The sequence below is a fragment of the Tenacibaculum sp. SDUM215027 genome, assembly GCF_050566205.1.
Taxonomy (GTDB): Bacteria; Bacteroidota; Bacteroidia; order Flavobacteriales; family Flavobacteriaceae; genus Polaribacter.
Genome location: NZ_JBNXUE010000004.1, coordinates 107482 through 128778, shown reverse-complemented (window position 1 = coordinate 128778; position 21297 = coordinate 107482). Strand labels below are relative to the sequence as shown.

The following is a 21297-nucleotide window of genomic DNA, read 5'->3' as shown; positions in this document are numbered from 1 at the left end:
GATATATTTTAATTTTTTCTATTTAATTTCGCCTTATATTTTTTTGTTATTATGACCACAATTAACGCAGCAACATACCCTATTCATTTTAATGAAAAAGGCTATAATGAACTAACTTCTTTAATTTCTAGTAAAAACTACTCTTCAGTTTTTATTTTAGTGGATGACAATACTTTAAATTGTTGTTACCCTCGATTCATGCAGTTATTTACTACAGACAAACCAATAGAGGTTATTCAAATTGATGCTGGTGAGATTCATAAAAACATGGAAACTTGTATGGGGGTATGGAATGTAATGACTGAATTGGGTGCTGACAGAAAAAGTTTATTAATTACTTTAGGTGGTGGTGTAATTACTGATTTGGGTGGTTTTGTTGCTTCTACATTTAAACGTGGGATTGATTTTGTGAATATTCCTACTACTTTATTGAGTATGGTAGACGCCTCAGTTGGAGGTAAAACAGGTGTTGATTTAGGAGTTTTAAAAAATCAAATAGGTGTATTTGCAAATCCAGAGTTAATTATTATTGACCCTGAATATTTACATACAGTTACCACTAGAGAAATTCGTTCTGGTACTGCGGAAATCATTAAATATGGAATGACACATGACATTCAATTATTTAACGAAATTAAAGATAACGATAAACTTAATATTATTGATTTGATTCATCGTTCGATAGAAATTAAAAATGAAGTTGTTTTAGAGGATCCTAAAGAACAAGGTGTTCGTAAGGTTTTAAACTGGGGACATACTATTGGTCATGGAGTAGAATCATATTTTTTAGAAAACCCTAAAAAAGAAGCTTTAACACATGGTGAAGCAATTGCTATTGGAATGGTTTGTGAGGCATACTTATCTTCAAAAGTTTTAAGTTTTCCTAAAGACAAAGTATCTGAAATAAAAGAAGCTATTATTAAAATATATGGTAAAGTTACTTTAACTGAAGAAGATTATCAACCAATTCTTAAGTTGATGAAACATGATAAAAAGAATGTTGGAGGAGAAATTAACTTTGTACTTCTTAACAATTATGAAGACTTTAAAATAAATAGTAAGGCTTCTGATGAATTAATCAGAGAGAGTTTACAGTTTTATAATTCATAAAGAAAGAGCTGTACAGCTCTTTCTTTATTTTAGTCTTCCGTTTATATATTTTTTAGCTGTTTCATAAATAGCATCTACTTCTTTTGTGCTAAATCCACTGTATTCTCCTAAAGGAAAACAAATAGTAGCGTATGTTTTAAAAAACTTATGCTCTTCAGAAGATAACATCAGTAGTTTAGATGTATGAGCTAAAACTTTTAAGGTAGTATTTAGTTCTTCGCTTGTTTTTTCTGAAGGATACACCACATAACTTCCAATAATAGGGTATTCTGAATCTTTAAATGGTGTGGTTGGAAAGTTATCTATAATTCCACCATCAGAGTAAAGCATACCATCTATCCTTATAGGGTTGAATAAGCCAGGTAATGCACATGAGGCTAACACTGGTTTTAGCAAATCTCCTTCATGAAAATACTGAGTGGTTCCTCTATTTAAATTAGTTGTGGAAACTGTTAAGGGTATCTTTAACTCTTCAAATGTGGGTTTAATTTTGTCTTCTATTAATCTTGCATAATTAGAAGAATTAAAAATTCCTGGTTTAGCTATTGTTATCCAAGAGAACTGAAATATTTCTGTAGTTTTAAAGAAGTTTAAAATTTCTTGCGGCCTCATTCCAGAAGCATACATAGATCCTACTAAAGAACCTGAACTACAAGTCGAAATAGCATTAATTTTAATATTTAACTCTTCCAGTTTTTCTAATAAAGCAATGTGTGCTACTCCTTTTTCTGCTCCTCCACTAAGGACTAAATTTATAGGTACTTTAGTGTCTAAGGTTTTTATTTTTTCAAGAGAGCATTGGTACTTTTCTTTAATCATCTTTCTCTATTTATTAGCTTTTTAAAATATAGTACAATTTTTAGCTTACATAACATTTTTTATAGAGTCTCTCATAAGCTGGTAGAATGTTATCTAGTGAAAATAGCTTAATATGTTCTTTAGCATTATCTTTAAACTTATTCAAAACTATATCATCTTTCAAAATACCAATAGCATTGTTAGCCATACCATCAATATCGCCTAATTCACTTAAAAAACCTGTTATACCATTAATATTAACTTCTGGTAGCCCTCCTGTATTAGTAGAAATAACAGGTGTACTTGCTGCCATGGCTTCTAAGGCTGCTAACCCAAAGCTTTCCGTTTCAGACGGTAATAAAAACACATCGGTATAGCATAATATTTTTGCTACTTCTGTACTATTTCCCATAAATAGTACTTTATCTTCTATTTGTAATTCTTTAGCTAAATTTTCAGCTTTTAAACGTTCAGGGCCATCACCAACCATTAATAATTTTGAAGGGATTTCTTTTTGAACCTTATTAAAAATACGAATTACATCATCAGTTCGTTTTACGGGTCTAAAATTACTTATATGCGTTAAAATTCTCTCTTCTGGTTGTGCTAGTGCTTCTCTTTTACACTCTCCTTCATGTGCCTTATCATACTTTTCTCCATCAATAAAATTGTATACTACTTTAATATCTTTTTCAATATTAAATAATCGAAGTGTGTCTTCTTTTAAACTGTTAGATACTGCGGTAACTTCATCTGATTTGTTTATACTAAACTCTACAGCAGTTTTATAAGTTGGATGGCTTCCTACTAAGGTAATATCCGTACCATGTAGTGTTGTTACAACCTTTACATCAATCCCCTTATCTTCAAGCATTTTTTTTGCCATATAGGCAGCGTATGCATGTGGGATAGCATAATGTACATGTAACACTTCAAGTTCATATTTCTGAACTACTTCTACCATTTTACTTGATAAAGCTAATTCATAAGGCTGATATTGAAATAATGGATATTCTTCTAAAACAACTTCATGAAAATGTAAACGGTGAGAAAAGAAATCTAATCGAACAGGTTGATTGTAAGTTATAAAATGTACTTCATGTCCTTTATCTGCTAATGCCATTCCTAATTCGGTTGCTACTACTCCACTTCCTCCAAAGGTAGGATAACATACAATTCCTATTTTCATCTGTATCTGTTGATTATTTTTTGAATATGATTACAGACGTAAATTTACGGTATTACTTACTTTTTTTTGTAAAGATTTTCATAAAATAAAAGCGCCATTACTTAGTTCGTAATGGCGCTTATAATATTGTTTATACTTTTCTTAATAATCTCCTAAGGTTTCTGGATTTTGAGCTAAGGCAACCTCTAATTGCTCATCGTTTGGTGCTTTACCATGCCATGCATGTGTATGCATCATAAAATCAACTCCGTTCCCCATTTCGGTACGTAATAATACGCAAACTGGCTTTCCGTTTCCTGTACGTGACTTTGCTTCTGCCATTCCTGCTAAAACAGCGTCTATATTATTCCCTTCAGCAATTTCTACAACATCCCAACCAAAAGCTTCAAATTTAGCTTTTAAGCTTCCCATAGCTAAAACTTCATCCGTAGAACCATCAATTTGCTTTTCGTTTACGTCTACCGTAGAAATTAAGTTGTCAACTTTTTTAGCCGCTGCATACATTACAGCTTCCCAAACTTGACCTTCTTGTAATTCTCCATCACCATGTAATGAATATACAATTTTGTTATCACCGTCTAACTTTTTTGCTTGGGCTGTACCAATAGCAACACTCATACCTTGACCTAACGACCCTGAAGCAATACGTATTCCTGGTAAATGCTCATGTGTGGTTGGGTGCCCTTGTAAACGAGAGTCTAATTTTCTAAAAGTATCTAACTCTGCTACTGGAAAAAATCCACTACGAGCTAAAACACTATAATAAACTGGTGAAATATGTCCGTTAGATAAAAAGAATAAATCTTCGTTTTTACCATCCATAGAAAAATCAGTAGAATAATCCATGATTTCTTGGTATAAACACGTAAAAAATTCTGCACACCCTAAAGAACCTCCTGGGTGTCCTGAATTTACAGCATGTACCATGCGAACGATGTCTCTACGAACTTGTTGTGTAAACTCTTGTAATTGTTGTGTTGTTGGCATTATTGTTTTGTTTTATGCCCACAAATGTAATTGATTATGTAAAAATGAGCAATTACTTTTTTATTTAAGTAAGAAAGAAAAAGGGTTCATCTAAATTAAGTTTTCTTTTTCGTTTAATTTTCCCGTTCTAAATGAATCGTTATTGAACCCTTTATTTACGTGGCTCAAATAACTTATTTGTTTCCCTTATACACAAATACTTATACACGGATTTTATAAAAACCGACTTCCATAAAAGTGTAAAGACTTTATTTGCAATAACTTAACCCAAAACACAAAATCACGTTTTTTTTGGTATTTTTGAATTCTAGTTGATTAATTGTTATGAAAAAAATATTTTTTTTATTCCTTATTGTGGGATTTAGTTTAGAGGTTTTCTCTAAAATTCAAATAAAAAAAGACACTTTATCCCAAAAAAAGTTTCAAGAACTGGTTGATTCATTTTATGTAAATAAGCATGATACTTTAAAAGCAGCTAAATATGCAAAGGCTATCCATAATAAAGCTGTTATTGAAAATGATACCATGAACATGTTAGAAGGAAAGTTTTTTTTAGCTGATATTTTAAATGATAAAAACATTTATTTAAATTTTTGTGATTCTTTAATTAATATTACTAAAAAACACCCTTCTAAAAATTTTCCCTCAGCTATATATTATCATAAATCAATATTTTATTTTCATGAAGGAATAAATAGTAAAGCTTTAGAAGAACTAACGTTAAGTAAACAAACTTTAAGAAAAAATGATAGCCTAAAACATCTACTTTTTATTCAGCTTGCTATGATTAAAAGTTCAGTTGGAGAAGTTGAAAAAGCATTAACACTCTATAAAAAAGCTTATCTTTTTGCTAAACAAAAAAAATACTTAAACCATGAAGATTTCTCTACCCTTCCTTTAAATATTGCTTCCGCATACAAAAAACTTAATAAAATTGATTCCGCCTTTTTTTATAATAATAAAGCTGTAAGCTTATATGAAAAAATAAATGATAGTTTGAGTCTAGGATATTCTTTTTATATATTAGGTAGTATAGAAAATAGAAGGAAAAATTATAATGAATCAATTGCCTCGTATAAAAAATCTATTCCATACATCATTAGTGATGAAAACTATAGAATTTTGATTAGGGTTTATGCTAAAATAGGAGTTCAATACAATTTTTTAAAGGATAAAAAAAATGCCTTAAAATATCATTTAAAAGCAGACTCTTTATTTAACGTAAGAGAGATACCGAGTAAATATTTAGAAGACACCTATAAATATTTAATCAACCAATACAAAAAGAATAAAAACTTAAAGAAACAATTACTATATATAAATAAGTTACTAGAAATAAAAGATTTTAAATTAAATGAAAAAAATAAAATAAATAAAACACTCACTGAAGAATACGACATTCCCAACCTAGTATCAGAGAAGAAACAAGTTATAGAAAAGTTAGAAAAAGAAGTTCAAGAGTCTAGAAGAAATAAAATAATTTATATTTCTCTTTTAGTACTATCCTTTACCTTAATAGTATATCAAATAAATAAAAAGAGAACTTTAAAAAAGCGTTTTATAGCATTAGTTAATGAAAAGGAACCTGCAAGTAAAGAAGAAGCACAACCTACCAATAAGCACGAACTTTCTAATGAAACTATTAATACCATTATAAATGGGCTTGAGTCATTTGAAAAAAATGCAGATTTTTTAAACTCAAAAATAAACTTACAATTATTAGCTGATAGGTTAGATACTAATACGAGTTACCTATCTAAAATAATTAATCAACATAAAAAAAACTCTTTTTCTAACTACATCAATAACCTCAGAGTTGAATACACCATTGAAAAACTTAAAAACAATGCTTTATGGAGAAAGTATACCATAAAAGCTATTGCTAAAGAGGTTGGTTTTAAAAGTGCAGAATCTTTTTCAAACGCTTTCTATAAATTAACTGGTATAAAACCGTCATATTTTATTAAAGAGTTAGAAAAATCTAAAAAAAATTAGGTCTTTTGTTTTTTCTTTTTAGCTGCAGGAAATAATACATTGTTTAATATTAAACGATATCCAGGAGAGGTTGGGTGTAAGTCTAACTCTGTTTTAGGGTCTCCTACTCTATGCTGATAATCTTCAGGATCATGACCACCATAAAAAGTAAACATTCCTTTCCCTTTTGTTCCGTGAATATAGCGTCCCTCTCCATTGGTTTTATTGCCTCCTAAAACAATGACTGTAGATTTTATTGTGTTAGGATCAAAAGAAGTTGTTTGTCCCATAAAACCTTTAACTAACATAGTATGATTTTGGGTAAGCATTGTTGGAACTTGATCCCATTTTGCCGAAAATTCTTTCAACACAAAATAGTCTACCTCTTTTCTTATTCTTCGCTTACGAGTCATATCTATTGAAGAAAACTCATAGGTAGTAGGGTTACGAATCAATTCAAAATCTTTAAACGCAAGTGTTTTATTAAAGTTAATTTTCGATTGATAATTAGGTTCTGAAGCATCTCCATCAAACATTCCTTCACATATATCCACGCCATCGGCTGCTAATGCGATATCAAAACTATCAGTCGCAGAACACATGGCAAACATAAACCCACCACCAACTACATAATCTCTAATTTTTTTGGCCACTGCTCCTTTTTCTTCAGATACTTTATTATACCCTAACCTTTTTGCTAAGGTTTCTGCATCTTTTTTCTGTTGAATATACCAAGGAGCAGTTCTAAATGCTCCATAGAATCGACCATATTGACCTGTAAAATCTTCATGATGTAAATGCAGCCACTCGTACAACAGCAATTTATCATTCAACACCTCTTCATCATATATTATATCAAATGGAATTTCAGCATAAGTTAATACCATCGTTACCGCATCATCCCATGGCATTTTATCTTTCGGTGAATACACCGCAATTTTGGGCGCTTTTTCTAAAGTTACTGCTTCTTGATTTTTAGATGGTGATGAAATTTCTTCTAAAATTAATGCTGATTTAGTATCTGAAATGATTTGATACGATACACCTCGTATTTTACATTCTTTTTCAACAGCTTCATTATTCTCAATTAAAAAAGCACCTCCATCATAATTTAATAACCATTTTGCCTTCAACCCATTTTCTAAAGCATAATACACAATACCATAAGCTTTTAAATGGTTTTTTTGATTTTCATTACTCATGGGTACATAAATAAAGGATGCCCATAGCGAGTTGGAAAAAAGAAAAAATGTTAGTATGTAGAGAAATTGTTTCATATCAAAAACTAAAATACACAATTACTTTTTAGCAATTGTGTATTCAGTTATATTTTAAGTTTTATTTAAAGATTAAAACGGAACATCATCATCACTTGATCCAAAAGCATCTTCTGGTGAAGCAAAATTACTAGACGCTACTTCATCATTAAACCCTGAGTTCATACTTGATTGGAATTCACTACTAAACCCTTCTTCTAAATCTGAGAATTTTGCTAAGTGTCCTGTAAACTTCAAACGGATATTATCCAATCCACCGTTACGGTGTTTTGCAACGATAAACTCTCCTTGCCCTTCACATGGTGAATGATCGTCGTCATCCCATTCAGTCATTCCATAGTATTCAGGACGATAAATAAATGATACAATATCGGCATCTTGCTCAATCGCTCCCGATTCACGAAGATCGGATAGTAACGGACGTTTACTTCCTCCACGGGTTTCAACCGCACGCGATAACTGAGAAAGTGCAATTACAGGTACATTTAATTCTTTACCTAGTGCTTTTAAGTTACGTGAAATCGTCGAAATTTCTTGTTCACGGTTACCTCCTGCTCCCCCAGCTGTCATTAACTGTAAGTAATCAATAATTAATATTTTAACTCCGTGTTGTGACACTAAACGACGAGCTTTTGCACGTAAATCGAAAATAGATAGTGCAGGTGTATCATCAATAAAAATAGGCGCGTCTGAAAGTTTTTTTACTTTCACATTCAATTGCTCCCATTCGTGTGGTTCTAAGTTTCCTTTACGTAATTTTTCTGATGTCAATCCTGTCTCAGAAGAAATCATACGGGTGATTAACTGTACAGATGACATCTCTAATGAAAATACAGCTACCGCATGATTAAAATCAATTGCCATGTTCTTTGCCATCGATATTACGAAGGCTGTTTTACCCATACCAGGACGAGCTGCAATGATAATTAAATCGGAAGGCTGCCAACCTGATGTTAAAGCATCTAGTTTTGTAAACCCAGTGGCCAAACCACTCATTCCTTCCTTGGTAGAAATCTCTTGGATTTTATTAATCGATTGTTGTACTAACGAATCAGCTCTTTCTGCTCCTTTTTTAAGGTTTCCTTGTGTTACTTCAAATAGTTTTCCTTCGGCGTCATCTAATAAATCAAAAACATCAACTGTTTCATCATACGCATTTTCAATAATTTCTGAAGAGATAGTAATTAGCTTACGTTGAATGAATTTTTCAAGAATAATTCTAGAGTGAAATTCTATATGTGCAGATGAGGCTACTTTTTGAGTTAAACCAATTAAGTAAAAATCTCCTCCTGCTAAATCTAATTTTCCATTTTTCTTTAACTGATTTGATACTGAAAGTAAATCAATTGGTTCTGAGTTTTGAAAGAGCGCATAAATGGCCGCATAAATTTCTTGATGTCTCTTATCATAAAAAGCATCAGGGTGTAGAATATCAATTACTTCATCAATCCCTTTTTTATCAATCATCATAGCACCTAAAACAGCCTCCTCTAACTCTAAAGCCTGCGGTGGTAATTTCCCTTTTTCTAAGCTTATAATTCTAGCTTTATCTATTTTTGTTCCTTTGAGGGATTGGGTTCTTTCCATAACAGCAAAAGTAAATTTTTAAGATGATATTTGTAGAGACTATGCTCAATTTTCTTTATGCACATTTTTTGTAAATAAACTGTTATTAACTTGTTGATAACGTTACAACTTTCTTATTTTTGAAGGCATGCATAACCTAAAAAAATATTTTTTTGTTGCTTTATTTTTACCTATTCAGGTAATTTTAGTGCTTTTTATAAGTCAAAAACCACAATGGGTTGAGTTTTATTACAGCAATGGAATTTATCCATATATTTCACAGTTCTTTCGAGTTATTTTAGGATGGATTCCTTTTTCTGTTGGGGACATAATTGGTTTTGGTTTACTATACCTTTTATTAAAATCTATCTATTTTTTAATCAAAAAAAGGTTCCAAAACTTCCTTCCTAAGTTAGTAAAATTTATCGCAATTCTATCCATTATTTATTTTTGTTTTTATGCTTTTTGGGGATTGAATTATTTTAGAGAGCCTTTAGCTAAGAATCTTGGACTGAAACAATCTACCTATACAACTGAAGAATTAATTTCAACTACTAAACAGATTGTAACAGAACTAAACAAAGTTCATTTACAAATAACAAAAAATGATTCAGTAGCTATAATTGTTCCCTATTCTCAGAGAGAAGTTTACAATTTGGCTCCTAACGGATTCCTAGAATTATCTAAAATTTATCCTCAACTGACTTACCAAGCTTCTTCAGTTAAAAGTTCATTGGTAAGTTTATTTCAGTCTTATAATGGAACTTCAGGATATTTAAATCCAATAACTGGAGAAGCTCAAGTAAATAATATGATTCCTAAAACTGGTTACCCTGCAACTACCTGCCATGAAATGGCACACCAAATTGGTTGGGCTGCTGAAAACGACGCTAATTTTGTGAGTTTTTTAGCCTCAATAGCTAATAAAGACTTGTATTTTAAGTATTCTGGGTATCGTATGGCTTATAATTATTGTATTGGTCAAGTTTATAAGAGAGATAAAGAATTAGGAAAAGAAATAGCTAAAACTGTAAACAAAGGTATTTATAAAGATTATAAGGCTACTTATTTACATTGGAAGCAGTTTAAAAATCCTATTGAACCTTACTTAAAGAAAGGGTACAACTCTTACCTTAAAGCCAATAATCAATCAAAAGGAATTCAATCCTACAGTTATGTTGTCGATTTATTAATAGCCTATTTCAAAAAGAAAGGTTCCTGAAAATTTCATTGTATTTCAATTGACAAAATACATTTGAAATGGCTATTTTTGATGCTTTTAAAAATACTACGATGAACAAACAACATATAATCGACCGATTTGTAAAGTATGTAACTATTGATACTGAAAGTGATCCTAATAACCCCGCATTTCCTAGTACTGAAAAACAATGGGATTTAGCTAAGGTTCTTGAAAAAGAACTAAAGGAAATAGGAATGGAAGATGTTGAATTAGACGAGAACTGTTATTTAATGGCAACCTTACCTAGTAATTTAGATTACGAAGTACCAACAATTGGTTTTGTTGCTCATGTTGATACTAGTCCAGATTTTACTGGAGCTAATGTAAAACCTCAAATTCATGAGAATTACGACGGAAAAGATATCTTATTAAATAAAGAAGAAAACATCGTTTTATCTCCTGATTATTTTGATGATTTACTACAATATAAAGGACAAACCATTATTACTACTGACGGTACTACTTTATTAGGTGCTGATGATAAAGCTGGGGTTACAGAGATTGTTTCTGCAATGGAATACTTAATCCAAAACCCAGAAATTAAACATGGAAAAATCCGTATTTGCTTTACTCCTGATGAAGAAGTTGGTAAAGGTGCACACCTATTTGATGTAGAAAAGTTTGGAGCTGAGTGGGCTTATACCATGGACGGAAGCCAAATTGGTGAACTAGAATATGAAAACTTTAATGCAGCTGGTGCTACGGTTACTATTAACGGTAAAATTGTGCACCCTGGATATGCAAAAGGAAAAATGATAAACTCAATGCTTATTGCTAGTGAGTTTATCAATGCTTTACCTGAAGATGAAGTTCCTGAAAGAACAACTGGTTATGAAGGTTTTTTCCACTTACACCACATGGAAGGTAAAGTTGAACAAACTACGTTGAGCTATATTATTAGAGATCATGATATGGATCAGTTTAACAACCGTAAAAAAGCAATATTAGATTTAGCAGAAGTTTTAAACGCTAAGCGTGGACAAAAGTTAATTACTGTTGATATCAAAGATCAGTATTTTAACATGAAAGAAAAGGTAACTCCTGTAATGCATATTGTTGATATTGCTGAAGAAGTAATGAAAGACATGGGAATTACTCCATTAATTAAGCCTATACGTGGTGGTACGGATGGTTCTCAATTATCATATAAAGGTTTACCTTGTCCTAACATTTTTGCTGGTGGACATAACTTCCATGGACGTTACGAATATGTTCCTGCTGAAAGTATTGTAAAAGCTAGTGAGGTAATTGTAGGAATTGCTCAAAAAGTAGCTGTAAAATTTAATTAATCTTACATCATTTTATAAAATCAAAAACTCTAGCTTTCACTAGAGTTTTTTTTATGATATTTTACCCCTTAAAAAATACCATTCTGTTTGAAATAACCCCCCTTAAATTTATTTCGTGGCAAATATGATTCTTTTTAAAAGATTATATTATAGGAAAATTCCCTTTTACCTAGACGTAAAACACCTAATTTCACAAAAAAATACAAATTTGTGAATTTCTTTCATTTTATTTTTTGTAATAGTTCTCCTCTATACTTTTGCCGATAAATATTAAAGTAAATGAATAGACAAGACCTTTTAAAGCTAGCTGATAAATATCAGTCACCTTTGTATGTTTACGATACAGAAAAAATTATTTCTCAGTATAAAAAGATAACAACGGCTTTTTCTAAAGTGAAAAATGTAAAAATTAATTATGCCGTTAAAGCTTTATCAAACATTAATATCTTAAAGGTTTTTAATAAGCTTAACAGCGGATTAGACACAGTTTCTATTCAAGAAGTCAAACTTGGTTTACTTGCAGGTTTTGAACCACATGAAATTATATACACACCTAATGGTGTTTCTTTACAAGAAATAGAGGAAGTTGCCAAACTAGGAGTACAAATTAATATTGATAATCTATCTATTTTAGAATTATTCGGGCAAAAGCACCCTAAAATTCCTGTTTGTATTCGAATTAACCCACACGTAATGGCAGGTGGAAACAGTAAAATATCAGTAGGTCATATCGACTCTAAATTTGGAATTTCAATTCACCAAGTTCCTCATATAAAAAGAGTAGTTGAAAATACTGGTATGCATATTAATGGAATTCATATGCATACTGGTTCGGATATTTTAGATATTGATACTTTTATAAGAGCTACAGAAATTTTATTTGACGTTGCTAGACAATTTAAAAATATTGATTTTATTGATTTCGGAAGCGGGTTTAAAGTGCCTTACAAAAAAGATGATATTTCAACTGATATAAATGAATTGGGTAAAAAATTAACTACGCGATTTAATGAATTTTGTAAAAATTATGGAAAGGAAGTTACTCTTATGTTTGAGCCTGGAAAGTTTTTAGTGAGTGAAGCTGGGTATTTTTTAGCAAAAGTAAATGTTATTAAGCAAACAACTTCAACTGTTTTTGCTGGTATTGATAGTGGTTTAAATCACTTAATACGCCCAATGTTTTATAACTCTTATCATTATATAGAAAACTTAACTAATCCAAAAGGAAGAGAGCGATTTTACAGTATAGTTGGATATATTTGTGAAAATGACACCTTTGGGTCTAATAGAAGAATAAGTGAAATATCTGAAGATGATATTTTATGTTTCCATAACGCAGGTGCTTATTGTTTTTCTATGGCTTCTAACTATAATTCAAGATATAGACCAGCTGAAGTTATGGTTTATAAAGGAAAAGATTATTTAATTAGGAAGAGAGAAACTATGGAAGATCTTCTAAAGAATCAAGAAAGTATTACATTATAATTCTACACTTAAAAACTCTGACCTAATAAGGCCAGAGTTTTTTTAAAATATAATCAACCCCTCAAAGACTATATTTTAAAACGTTGTAATAAAGTCCCCTATCTTTATTTACATCTACAAATATCACCTATTTATTTTAAATTTTTCACAGGAAAACCCCCCTTTATTACAACATACGTAATTAATAAGCTAAAAAACCACCCAAAAATATGAGCGGCTTTTATTAGTTTTAGATATTATTTTTTTTAGAATATGTAACGTAAACCTATTTGCATTTGCCAACGAGAAAGCAAACTAGAATCGAAACCAAATGTTTGCTCTTGATTAGTGTTAAATGTATATGTAGGAGCTTTAGAATAATCCGGCACATAATTAGCAGGATCTGTGTTCGTAGGATCTACATCAGGGAATCTAATACCTAAAGGTTGTAAATTATTAGGTTGTTGAACCACTCCCCAATCAGAATTAATTAAATTTCCTACATTTAAAATATCAAGGCTTAACTGTATTGTATTTTGTTTTTCATCAGACACATTAAAATTAAAGTCTTGTAATATTTTTAAATCCCATTTACCTCTCCATGGTGCTAAAGCTCCGTAACGCTCAACGTACTGCCCTCTAATTCCATTTAAATAATCATCTTGCTGTATGTAACTTTCAAAAGCTGCTGCTTGAGCAGGGTCACTAAATTGCATTTGATTTACTTCTGAGCTTGTAGGAACATATAGTAAATCGTTTACAGCTGAACCATCATTATTAATATCTCCTCCATAAGTATAATTAAACCTTCCGCCTTGTGCATACTCAAAGAAAGTTGAGATAGTAGTTGCAAACTTATCTCCTCCATAAGTAAACTTTTTAGAAAGTATACCAATAACTCTATGCGTATCTCCATATTTAGAGTATGACAACATATCATTGTTTGCATTTCCTATCACAGGGTTAAAGGCAAAAGCATCTCCAGTGATTTCTGCTTCAATAGAGTTTACGTCTTTTGCATTTAAGTAATTATAGGCTACACTTGTATACAACCCATTATCAAAAGTTTTTTGAAGCTTTAAAGAAGCATTCCAAACACGACCTTTATCAGAGTTTGTAAATACGTAAGCATTATTTCCTTTATCACTTCCGTCATATATTTCTCTAGTATCAAATGGCGTATTTAAAGTCGCACTAGGCTCTCTTAATCCCCAGTTTTGTACATGTGCTCCATTGATATCCTTTGTATAAGAAATGTCAGTAGTCGCTATAATTCCATTTTCAAACTTCCAATCTAAACCTAAATTTGTTCTCCATACTTGTGGAAATTTAAAATCTGGATCAACCAATTGGAAAAAACCATCATCTGCCCCACTTACCTGGTTTCCAATCCACACAAAAGGTAAACGTCCTGTGAATACACCTGAACCTCCACGAAGCTGCATCGTATTATCTCCTTTTACATCCCAATTAAAACCTACTCTCGGTGAAATTAACCATTGATTCGTAGGCATTTTGGTTGAAAGTAATTGTTGTTCTTCACCTGTATTAGGGTTGTAGTACAATACTGAAGTATCTCTTGTTGCGCCATTATCAGTGTCTATAAATTTCTGAATCAAACTAGAAGTATTGAAATACAAAGGCTTATCAAAACGAACACCATAAGTTAACTTAAACTTATCGTTCACTTCCCATTCATCTTGTACGTAAAAAGCTAACTGACCTACATTTAACTCAGATAATTTCCAACCGCCATCTACTCCTACTCCTGCTGCATTTTGAGCATCATATCTGCTTTTTGCATAAGCTAAATTAGTCGCTAAAATACCATTGGGATCAGCTGCATCATTTAAAAAATTAATCATATTAGGATATGGTCCTCCAAAACCTGGGATATTAAATGTTCCTCTATAAGGAAAGGTTCCGAAATTATCATAGGACCCTAGATTAAATGAGTTTTCAAATTCAAATTGTTCAAATGAAAAACCAACTGTATATGTATGATCTCCTTTGAAAAAATTCATATTATTTGTCAATTGAAAAACTCGTTGATCTAGTGTATTGTGAATAGAAAAAGGCTCATGACCAGCTATAATATAATTACTACCGCTATCATCTTCAATAGAAATTACTGGTGCAGGTGCAGATAAAGGGTTTCTAAAATCATCAAAATGCGTATACCCTATTTGTAACTTGTTGGTTGTTGTTTCTGATAAGTTAGAGTTTAGCTCTAGCTGAAAAGAGTTTAGATTGTTATTAATTTCGTACCCAGAATTTTCAAATTGTAATGTAGAAAAACTTGGCCCCCTATTACCTAAAGCTGTTGGATGGGCTGGAGTTTCTTTTGAAGCTCTTAAAAAGTTATAAATTAACGCCAATCTATTTTTATCGTTAATGTTCCAATCTAATTTAAAAATTCCTTTAGTAGATTCGGAGCCATACGTAAATCCTTCATAAGCTCCTGTATTATATCCTAAAGCTGCTAACGCATCACGGACAGCTATCATATCAGACTCTAATACTCTAGATTCATTAATAGCTCCACTACCAGTATTCGGTACCCAACCTGCTGTACCTAAATCTTCTCTGTCATCTTTTTCAAAATTCGCAAAGAAAAATAACTTATCTTTAATTAAAGGACCTCCTAGACTAACTCCATATTGACTTTGGCTTAACTTAGGTTTTACAACTTTTTGACCTTTAATTTCTCCTCCAGTCATATCTTGATTTCTGTAAAAACCATAAATTGTACCTGTAAATTCGTTAGTACCACTTTTGGTTACAGCATTTACAGAAGCTCCTGTAAAACCTGACAAAGTTACATCATACGGTGCTGTAGAAACTGAAATTTGTTCAATTGCATCTAATGAAATTGGCTGAGAACCTGTTTGCCCTCCTGGTGTTGGAGAATCTAAACCAAAAGGATTGTTAAAAATAGATCCATCTAACGAAAAGTTGTTGAACTGGTCGTTTCTCCCTCCGAAAGAATTTCCACTAGCTGTTGGTTCTAAACGAGTAAAATCTGCAGCCGAACGTGAAATAGTTGGTAATGTTTTTAGTTGAATTGAACTAACACTAGTTTGTGCTCCAGTTCTATCATTATTAAAAACTTTACTTCTTGAAGAAGAAATAACAACTTCTTCTAATTGCTCTCCATCCTCAGATAAAACACCGTCAATATTAGTTGTTTTACCTAAAGTTAAATAGACATTAGTTACCTCTTGTGATTCAAACCCTATATAACTAAAGGTTACTTTATAAGGCCCTCCTACTCTTAAATTAGGTACGGTATATCTACCATTATCTTGAGCTACAGCTCCTGATATAGTACCTGTTGGCTCATGCAAAACGACAATATTAGCACCAAACAAAGGTTCACCTTGATTGTCTGTTACAGTTCCTTTTATTTTTGATGTGGTTACCTGGGAATAGATGGATAAACTCAAAAAAACAAAAGAAAAAATTATTAATTTCTTCATAATAGTTCTGATTTTGTTTATGTTACATCTCAAATTTAAGCATAAAAAAAATCCGCTCGACCGAGCGGATTTATTCTTTATTAACATGTATTTAACAATTTAGTTACTATTCAGCAACTACTTCAAATACGATGTCTACTACAACAGCTCTGTGTAAACGTACAGCAGCATTGTATTTTCCTAATCTTTTTACGTTACCTCCAGTAACTTTGATAAACTTCTTATCTATTTCAGTACCTGCTTTAGCTAATGCTCCAGCAACATCAATGTTGTTTACTGATCCAAATAATTTATCTCCAGAACCTACTTTAGAAGCTATTTTGATTTCATAACCTTTAACAGTTTCAGCTATTTTGTTAGCATCTTCTATTAATTTAGCTTCTTTATAAGCACGTTGCTTTAAGTTTTCTGCTAATACTTTTTTAGCTGAAGAAGTAGCTAAAATTGCATATCCATGAGGTATTAGGTAGTTACGTCCATAACCATTCTTAACAGTTACAACATCGTCTTTAAAACCTAAGTTTTCTACGTCTTGTTTTAATATCAATTCCATGTTTCTACTTCTTTATTATTTTAACATATCTCCAACGTAAGGCATTAAAGCTAAGTGACGAGCTCTTTTAATAGCTTGTGCCACTTTACGTTGATATTTTAATGATGTTCCTGTTAAACGTCTTGGTAAAATTTTACCTTGTTCGTTTACTAAATACATTAAGAAGTCTGCATCTTTGTAATCGATGTATTTAATACCGTTTTTCTTGAAACGACAGTATTTAGCTTCCTTTTTAGTTTCGATATCAAGCGGAGTTAAGTAACGTACTTCTCCTTGCTTGTTTCCTTTTGCTTGTTGTTCTATAGATGCCATTTCTTACTTTTTTGCAGATTTAACACGGTTTCTTCTCTTTTCAGCCCAAGCTGCAGCATGCTTATCTAACCTTACAGTTAAATAACGCATAACGCTATCGTCACGTCTAAACTCTAATTCAAACGCAGCAATTGCATCACCTGCTACTTTGTACTCAAATAAGTGGTAAAATCCACTTTTTTTCTTTTCGATTGGATAAGCTAATTTTTTTAAGCCCCAATCTTCTTTAGAAATCATTTCTGCACCTTTAGAAAGTAAATAGTCCTCAAACTTTTTTACTGCTTCCTTTATCTGAGTTTCAGATAAAACGGGATTCAAAATGAAAACAGTTTCGTAATGATTCATAATTAAATTATTTAAAATTTATTTTTAAGCCTGCAAATATACTGCTTTTTAATCCATAAACAAACTCTACGACTTAAATAATTTAATGATTTTGTGTAAGTTTGTGACTAAACACTCTTTTTATGCAAATCCCTGAAATTCCTAATTTAGTTCATTATGCTATTCCTTTTTTTATTTTAACTGTTATTATTGAAGTAATATTAACCGTTAAAGTAAAATTAGAAGATTATGAGTTTAAAGATGCTGCTACATCCATAACTATGGGGTTAGGGAATGTTTTTATAGGGTTATTTACCAAAGGATTAATATTTGGAGCGTTTTTATTTCTTTATCAATATCGCCTATTTACTATTCCGTTTACTTGGTGGTCTTGGTTTATTTTATTGTTTGCTGAAGACTTTGCGTACTACTGGAACCATAGAATTGCACATGAAAGTAGACTCTTTTGGGCTAGCCACGTGGTTCATCATTCTTCAACAAAATACAATTTAAGTACTGCTTTGCGTCAAACTTGGTCAGGAAGTTTTTACACGTTCATATTTTGGGCACCATTGGCCATCATAGGATTTCATCCATTAATGATTGTAACTCAAATGAGTATTAGTTTGTTATATCAATACTGGATTCATACTGAGCTTATTGACAAAATGCCTAAATGGTTTGAAGCTATTTTTAATACTCCAAGTCATCATAGAGTTCATCATGCAACCAATCCTCAATATTTAGATAGAAATCATGCAGGAATCTTTATTATTTGGGATAAACTTTTTGGAACTTTTGAACCTGAAATAGAAAAACCAGTGTACGGTTTAGTTAAAAATATAAATACGTATAACCCAATTAAAGTGGCTTTTATTGAATGGTATAATATGTTCAATGATGTTTTTACTAGTAAAACTACGTTAGGAAAAAGGTTACTGTACTTTTTTAAACCTCCTGGATGGAAACATGATGGTACCGGAAAACTTTCAATGCATTTACGTAAAGAATGGGAAGAAAATAAAAAAGGAGAAGTTTAAACTTCTCCTTTTTTATTGGCACCGCCAAAAGGAAATACCCCTCAAAAGCTAGCCTCAATGTAGTTTACTAATTAATATCAAATCGAAGACCTAATGAAATATTTCTTGTATCTGTATTTTTAAACAATGGATTTAAATCATATTTAGCATATAACCCAATTCCTTGGTAAGCAACATAAGCACTTAATCCGTAGTTATATTTATTCATATTAAAATTATTCTTCTGAACTTCTTCAACTGTAACTCCTTGTGCATTTTTATATTCTAAATACTGACGAGTTCCTAGCTTAAATCCAAAGAAACCACCTACTCCAACTTGAAAACTTTGATGTGTTCTATCTACAATTTCTCCATCAGAATATTTTTTATTTTTTGAAAAATCGAATTCTAAATGCATCGGAAACGTCATTTGTACATGTCGTAACCTACTTTCAGAAAGCTGTTCTGGATGAATACTTAAGTTTGTTTCATTTTCATTAACTATATGATATTGATTGTTTTTAGCTCTTAAGTTGTTCCACAGAAAAGAGAAACCGTATTTAAAATATGTTTTTGAAGGTTCTTTTGACAACCGTGTTTTCCATGTAAAACCTAACTCATAAAAATGCGATTGCCAAAACTTATAATCTGAATCTTTTAAAGAGCTTAGTTTATTATTTGTTAATGTATTATTTGCTCCTAAAGCAAAAACAAATTGTGTTGTGGTTCTTTTTCTTCTTCTTTTCTTTTCTCTTTCAACTTCATCTTCTTCATCGTCAGAAAAGTTTAGTCTGAACTTAAATTTTGCTATTTCAAAAGTTTGCTCTCGTGATTCTTCTTCATTGCTAAATATTTTACCGTCAATTTTGTCTTGTACAAGTTGTTGTAGTTTTTGTTCCTGAAAACTAACTTTTTTCTCTATTTGAGCTGCATGATAGGCTGCTGCTTCTTTTTTTAATATAGCAGCTTTATCAAATGTTATTTTATTCTTTTCTAATTTTGTGTTAATCTCTTTTACTCGAATCTTTAAAGAGTCTTTTTGCTGCTTGGTAATGCTATCAATACTTATTGATATTTTCTTTACTTCTTTTTCAAATACTTTTTCTTGAGATTGGGCAATAGTCGTTACAAACAACACTAATAATAGTATTCTTTTCATTTTTGTAATTTTAAATTAAACTGATAATACTTTGGAATGGTTAATTATCGATAATTAATAAGCGCTTTATTTGTTTCTATCTACAATTGCTACAGCAATGTCCGATATTTTTGATTTTAGTTTTTGCATAAAGTCTCCTTTAAATTCTTCATCATCAATTGTTCTTTCAACTTCTGCTAAAATGATGTTGGGGTCTATTTTTAAGTTTGACTTTTTCAGCTCGTCTTCAATAGTTTTTAACACATCTTCTCTCTTTACTTTATTTTTTGCATAGTATTCTTTAACCTCTTCAGTACTATGTGTTACTGCAAATAGTAAATCATCACTATTTACTTTAACTCTTGAATTAAATTCTTTCTTTTTTGATACTATTAATTCATTCACCTCTGCTACAACCTCTTCTTTAGACAGCTTTTCATCTTGAATGTTTTTAAAAATCATTTCTTCTTCATTAAATGTAGACTGCTTAGCTACAATAATTATTTTTTCCTTTTTTTGTAGCTGACTTTTTTCTTGTGTGTTTTCTTCATTTTTTACCACAGCTTCATCTGTATTTCGTATAAGTTGTTCAATCTCTTGATTATTAAATTTTAGTGTATCAACTGGAGTATCAACAATTACTTCTTTAACTGGTGTTCTTGAGTTTGAATCAGTAAAGTAGAATGCTCCAAAGCTTACTAATAAAGCAAAGCCTGCTGCATATCCTACATATAAAAACCAGCTCTTTTTCTTTATAGCTTCTTGATTATCTAAACGAGCCTCTAACCTTTCCCATGCTGAATTAGATGGTTTTAGTTCTCTGTTTTTTAGCTTTTCTGCTATATGTTTATCTATATTATTGCTTGACATTTCTTACTTGATTAATTTTCTCGTAACTCGCTTGTAAGCATTTACGTGCTTTAAATAATTGTGATTTTGAGGTACTTTCAGAAATTTGTAATTTTTCTGCAATCTCTGAATGTTTATATCCTTCAATAGCATATAAATTAAAAACTAACTTATATCCTTCAGGTAATTCATCTATTAACTTTTGAATATCTTCTACCGATGTATTTTCAAGGCTTTCTGTTGCTACTTCATTAAAGACAAAATCTTCACCCGATACTTGAATTGGATTCTTTTTTCGCAAATAACTAATACAAGTATTCACCATAATTCTACGAATCCAACCTTCAAAACTTCCTTCTCCCTTAAATCTTTCAATGTTAGTAAAAACTTTAAAAAAACCTTGTAACATTAAATCTTCTGCATGATGTAAATCTTTAACATACTGTCTACAAACTCCTAACATTTTTGGAGAGTATTGCTCAAATATTAATTGTTGAGCTTCTCTACTTTGTTTTTTTGCTTGTTTTATAAGCGAAGCTTCTTCGTTATGTAATGAAATAATTTTCAAATCAATAGGTACGTTTTTATAGCCTTACAAATATAAAGACTACTGGATTTGAAAAAAGGTTGCCTGAAGAATAAAAAAAACCTCCGAACTTATTGAAAGACCGGAGGTTCAAATACCATAATTAAATGATATTTCAGGGGGACTAGCTCTTTTTGTGT

General features: G+C 31.1%; 18 protein-coding genes. 6 read left to right on the top strand and 12 right to left on the bottom strand.

Annotation, left to right across the window (positions count from 1 at the left end):
• Positions 1 to 51: 51 nt before the first annotated feature.
• On the top strand, positions 52 to 1110 hold the full coding sequence (aroB, locus tag ACQYZ7_RS10560) for a 3-dehydroquinate synthase (protein WP_430729712.1): 1059 nt from the start codon (positions 52 to 54) through the stop codon (positions 1108 to 1110).
• A 24-nt stretch (positions 1111 to 1134) separates the two neighbouring features.
• Here aroB and ACQYZ7_RS10555 read toward each other — a convergent pair whose 3' ends face one another.
• The 3 genes from ACQYZ7_RS10555 to ACQYZ7_RS10545 form a co-directional block, all read right to left on the bottom strand.
• A complete protein-coding gene (locus ACQYZ7_RS10555) occupies positions 1135 to 1929 on the bottom strand; it encodes a patatin-like phospholipase family protein (RefSeq protein ID WP_430729711.1) in 795 nt (264 codons plus the stop codon).
• 40 nt (positions 1930 to 1969) lie between these two features.
• The gene (bshA, locus tag ACQYZ7_RS10550) at positions 1970 to 3097 is read right to left on the bottom strand and encodes an N-acetyl-alpha-D-glucosaminyl L-malate synthase BshA (protein ID WP_430729710.1); all 1128 of its coding nucleotides are present in this window, start codon (positions 3095 to 3097) and stop codon (positions 1970 to 1972) included.
• Between the two features lie 141 nt (positions 3098 to 3238).
• A complete protein-coding gene (locus ACQYZ7_RS10545; RefSeq protein ID WP_430729709.1) occupies positions 3239 to 4084 on the bottom strand; it encodes a transketolase in 846 nt (281 codons plus the stop codon).
• A 324-nt stretch (positions 4085 to 4408) separates the two neighbouring features.
• Between ACQYZ7_RS10545 and ACQYZ7_RS10540 the strand changes: the two genes are divergently transcribed.
• Positions 4409 to 6079 (top strand): helix-turn-helix domain-containing protein, encoded by a 1671-nt coding sequence (locus ACQYZ7_RS10540; protein WP_430729708.1) that lies wholly within the window; start codon positions 4409 to 4411, stop codon positions 6077 to 6079.
• Here ACQYZ7_RS10540 and ACQYZ7_RS10535 read toward each other — a convergent pair.
• Positions 6076 to 7260, bottom strand: coding sequence for an asparagine synthetase B (locus tag ACQYZ7_RS10535; RefSeq protein ID WP_430729707.1), 1185 nt, complete (start codon positions 7258 to 7260; stop codon positions 6076 to 6078). The two genes, ACQYZ7_RS10540 and ACQYZ7_RS10535, sit on opposite strands and share 4 nt — an antisense overlap.
• A gap of 147 nt (positions 7261 to 7407) precedes the next feature.
• Positions 7408 to 8922 carry a replicative DNA helicase gene (gene dnaB / locus ACQYZ7_RS10530; protein WP_430729706.1) on the bottom strand — a complete coding sequence of 505 codons (1515 nt, stop codon included), beginning with the start codon at positions 8920 to 8922 and terminating at the stop codon, positions 7408 to 7410.
• A 127-nt stretch (positions 8923 to 9049) separates the two neighbouring features.
• On the opposite strand from dnaB, the gene ACQYZ7_RS10525 reads away from it, so the two are divergent.
• The 3 genes from ACQYZ7_RS10525 (at position 9050) to lysA (ending at position 12918) form a co-directional block, all read left to right on the top strand.
• Positions 9050 to 10123: a DUF3810 domain-containing protein gene (locus ACQYZ7_RS10525; RefSeq protein WP_430729705.1), complete on the top strand. Its 1074-nt coding sequence runs from the start codon at positions 9050 to 9052 to the stop codon at positions 10121 to 10123.
• Between the two features lie 71 nt (positions 10124 to 10194).
• Complete coding sequence (pepT, locus tag ACQYZ7_RS10520; RefSeq protein WP_430729704.1) at positions 10195 to 11433, top strand: peptidase T; 1239 nt, start codon at positions 10195 to 10197, stop codon at positions 11431 to 11433.
• A 279-nt stretch (positions 11434 to 11712) separates the two neighbouring features.
• A complete protein-coding gene (gene lysA, locus ACQYZ7_RS10515) occupies positions 11713 to 12918 on the top strand; it encodes a diaminopimelate decarboxylase (RefSeq protein WP_430729703.1) in 1206 nt (401 codons plus the stop codon).
• Positions 12919 to 13163: 245 nt separating this feature from the next.
• Here lysA and ACQYZ7_RS10510 read toward each other — a convergent pair whose 3' ends face one another.
• From ACQYZ7_RS10510 to rpsF, 4 genes are all read right to left on the bottom strand, one after another.
• The gene (locus ACQYZ7_RS10510) at positions 13164 to 16376 is read right to left on the bottom strand and encodes a TonB-dependent receptor (protein WP_430729702.1); all 3213 of its coding nucleotides are present in this window, start codon (positions 16374 to 16376) and stop codon (positions 13164 to 13166) included.
• 106 nt (positions 16377 to 16482) lie between these two features.
• A complete protein-coding gene (gene rplI / locus ACQYZ7_RS10505; protein WP_430729701.1) occupies positions 16483 to 16929 on the bottom strand; it encodes a 50S ribosomal protein L9 in 447 nt (148 codons plus the stop codon).
• Positions 16930 to 16944: 15 nt separating this feature from the next.
• Positions 16945 to 17241, bottom strand: coding sequence for a 30S ribosomal protein S18 (gene rpsR, locus ACQYZ7_RS10500; protein ID WP_028892048.1), 297 nt, complete (start codon positions 17239 to 17241; stop codon positions 16945 to 16947).
• Between the two features lie 3 nt (positions 17242 to 17244).
• The gene (gene rpsF, locus ACQYZ7_RS10495; RefSeq protein ID WP_430729700.1) at positions 17245 to 17586 is read right to left on the bottom strand and encodes a 30S ribosomal protein S6; all 342 of its coding nucleotides are present in this window, start codon (positions 17584 to 17586) and stop codon (positions 17245 to 17247) included.
• Positions 17587 to 17708: 122 nt separating this feature from the next.
• Between rpsF and ACQYZ7_RS10490 the strand changes: the two genes are divergently transcribed.
• Positions 17709 to 18605, top strand: a complete 897-nt coding sequence (locus ACQYZ7_RS10490; protein ID WP_430729699.1) for a sterol desaturase family protein — start codon at positions 17709 to 17711, stop codon at positions 18603 to 18605.
• A 67-nt stretch (positions 18606 to 18672) separates the two neighbouring features.
• Here the strand turns inward: ACQYZ7_RS10490 and ACQYZ7_RS10485 are convergent, their stop codons facing one another.
• The 3 genes from ACQYZ7_RS10485 to ACQYZ7_RS10475 all read right to left on the bottom strand — a co-directional run bounded on the left by ACQYZ7_RS10485 (position 18673) and on the right by ACQYZ7_RS10475 (position 21139).
• A complete protein-coding gene (locus ACQYZ7_RS10485) occupies positions 18673 to 19743 on the bottom strand; it encodes a hypothetical protein (protein ID WP_430729698.1) in 1071 nt (356 codons plus the stop codon).
• 66 nt (positions 19744 to 19809) lie between these two features.
• Positions 19810 to 20592 (bottom strand): hypothetical protein, encoded by a 783-nt coding sequence (locus ACQYZ7_RS10480; protein WP_430729697.1) that lies wholly within the window; start codon positions 20590 to 20592, stop codon positions 19810 to 19812.
• Positions 20579 to 21139: an RNA polymerase sigma factor gene (locus ACQYZ7_RS10475; RefSeq protein WP_430729696.1), complete on the bottom strand. Its 561-nt coding sequence runs from the start codon at positions 21137 to 21139 to the stop codon at positions 20579 to 20581. Before ACQYZ7_RS10475 ends, ACQYZ7_RS10480 begins: the two co-directional genes overlap by 14 nt.
• Between the last annotated feature and the right edge of the window lie 158 nt (positions 21140 to 21297).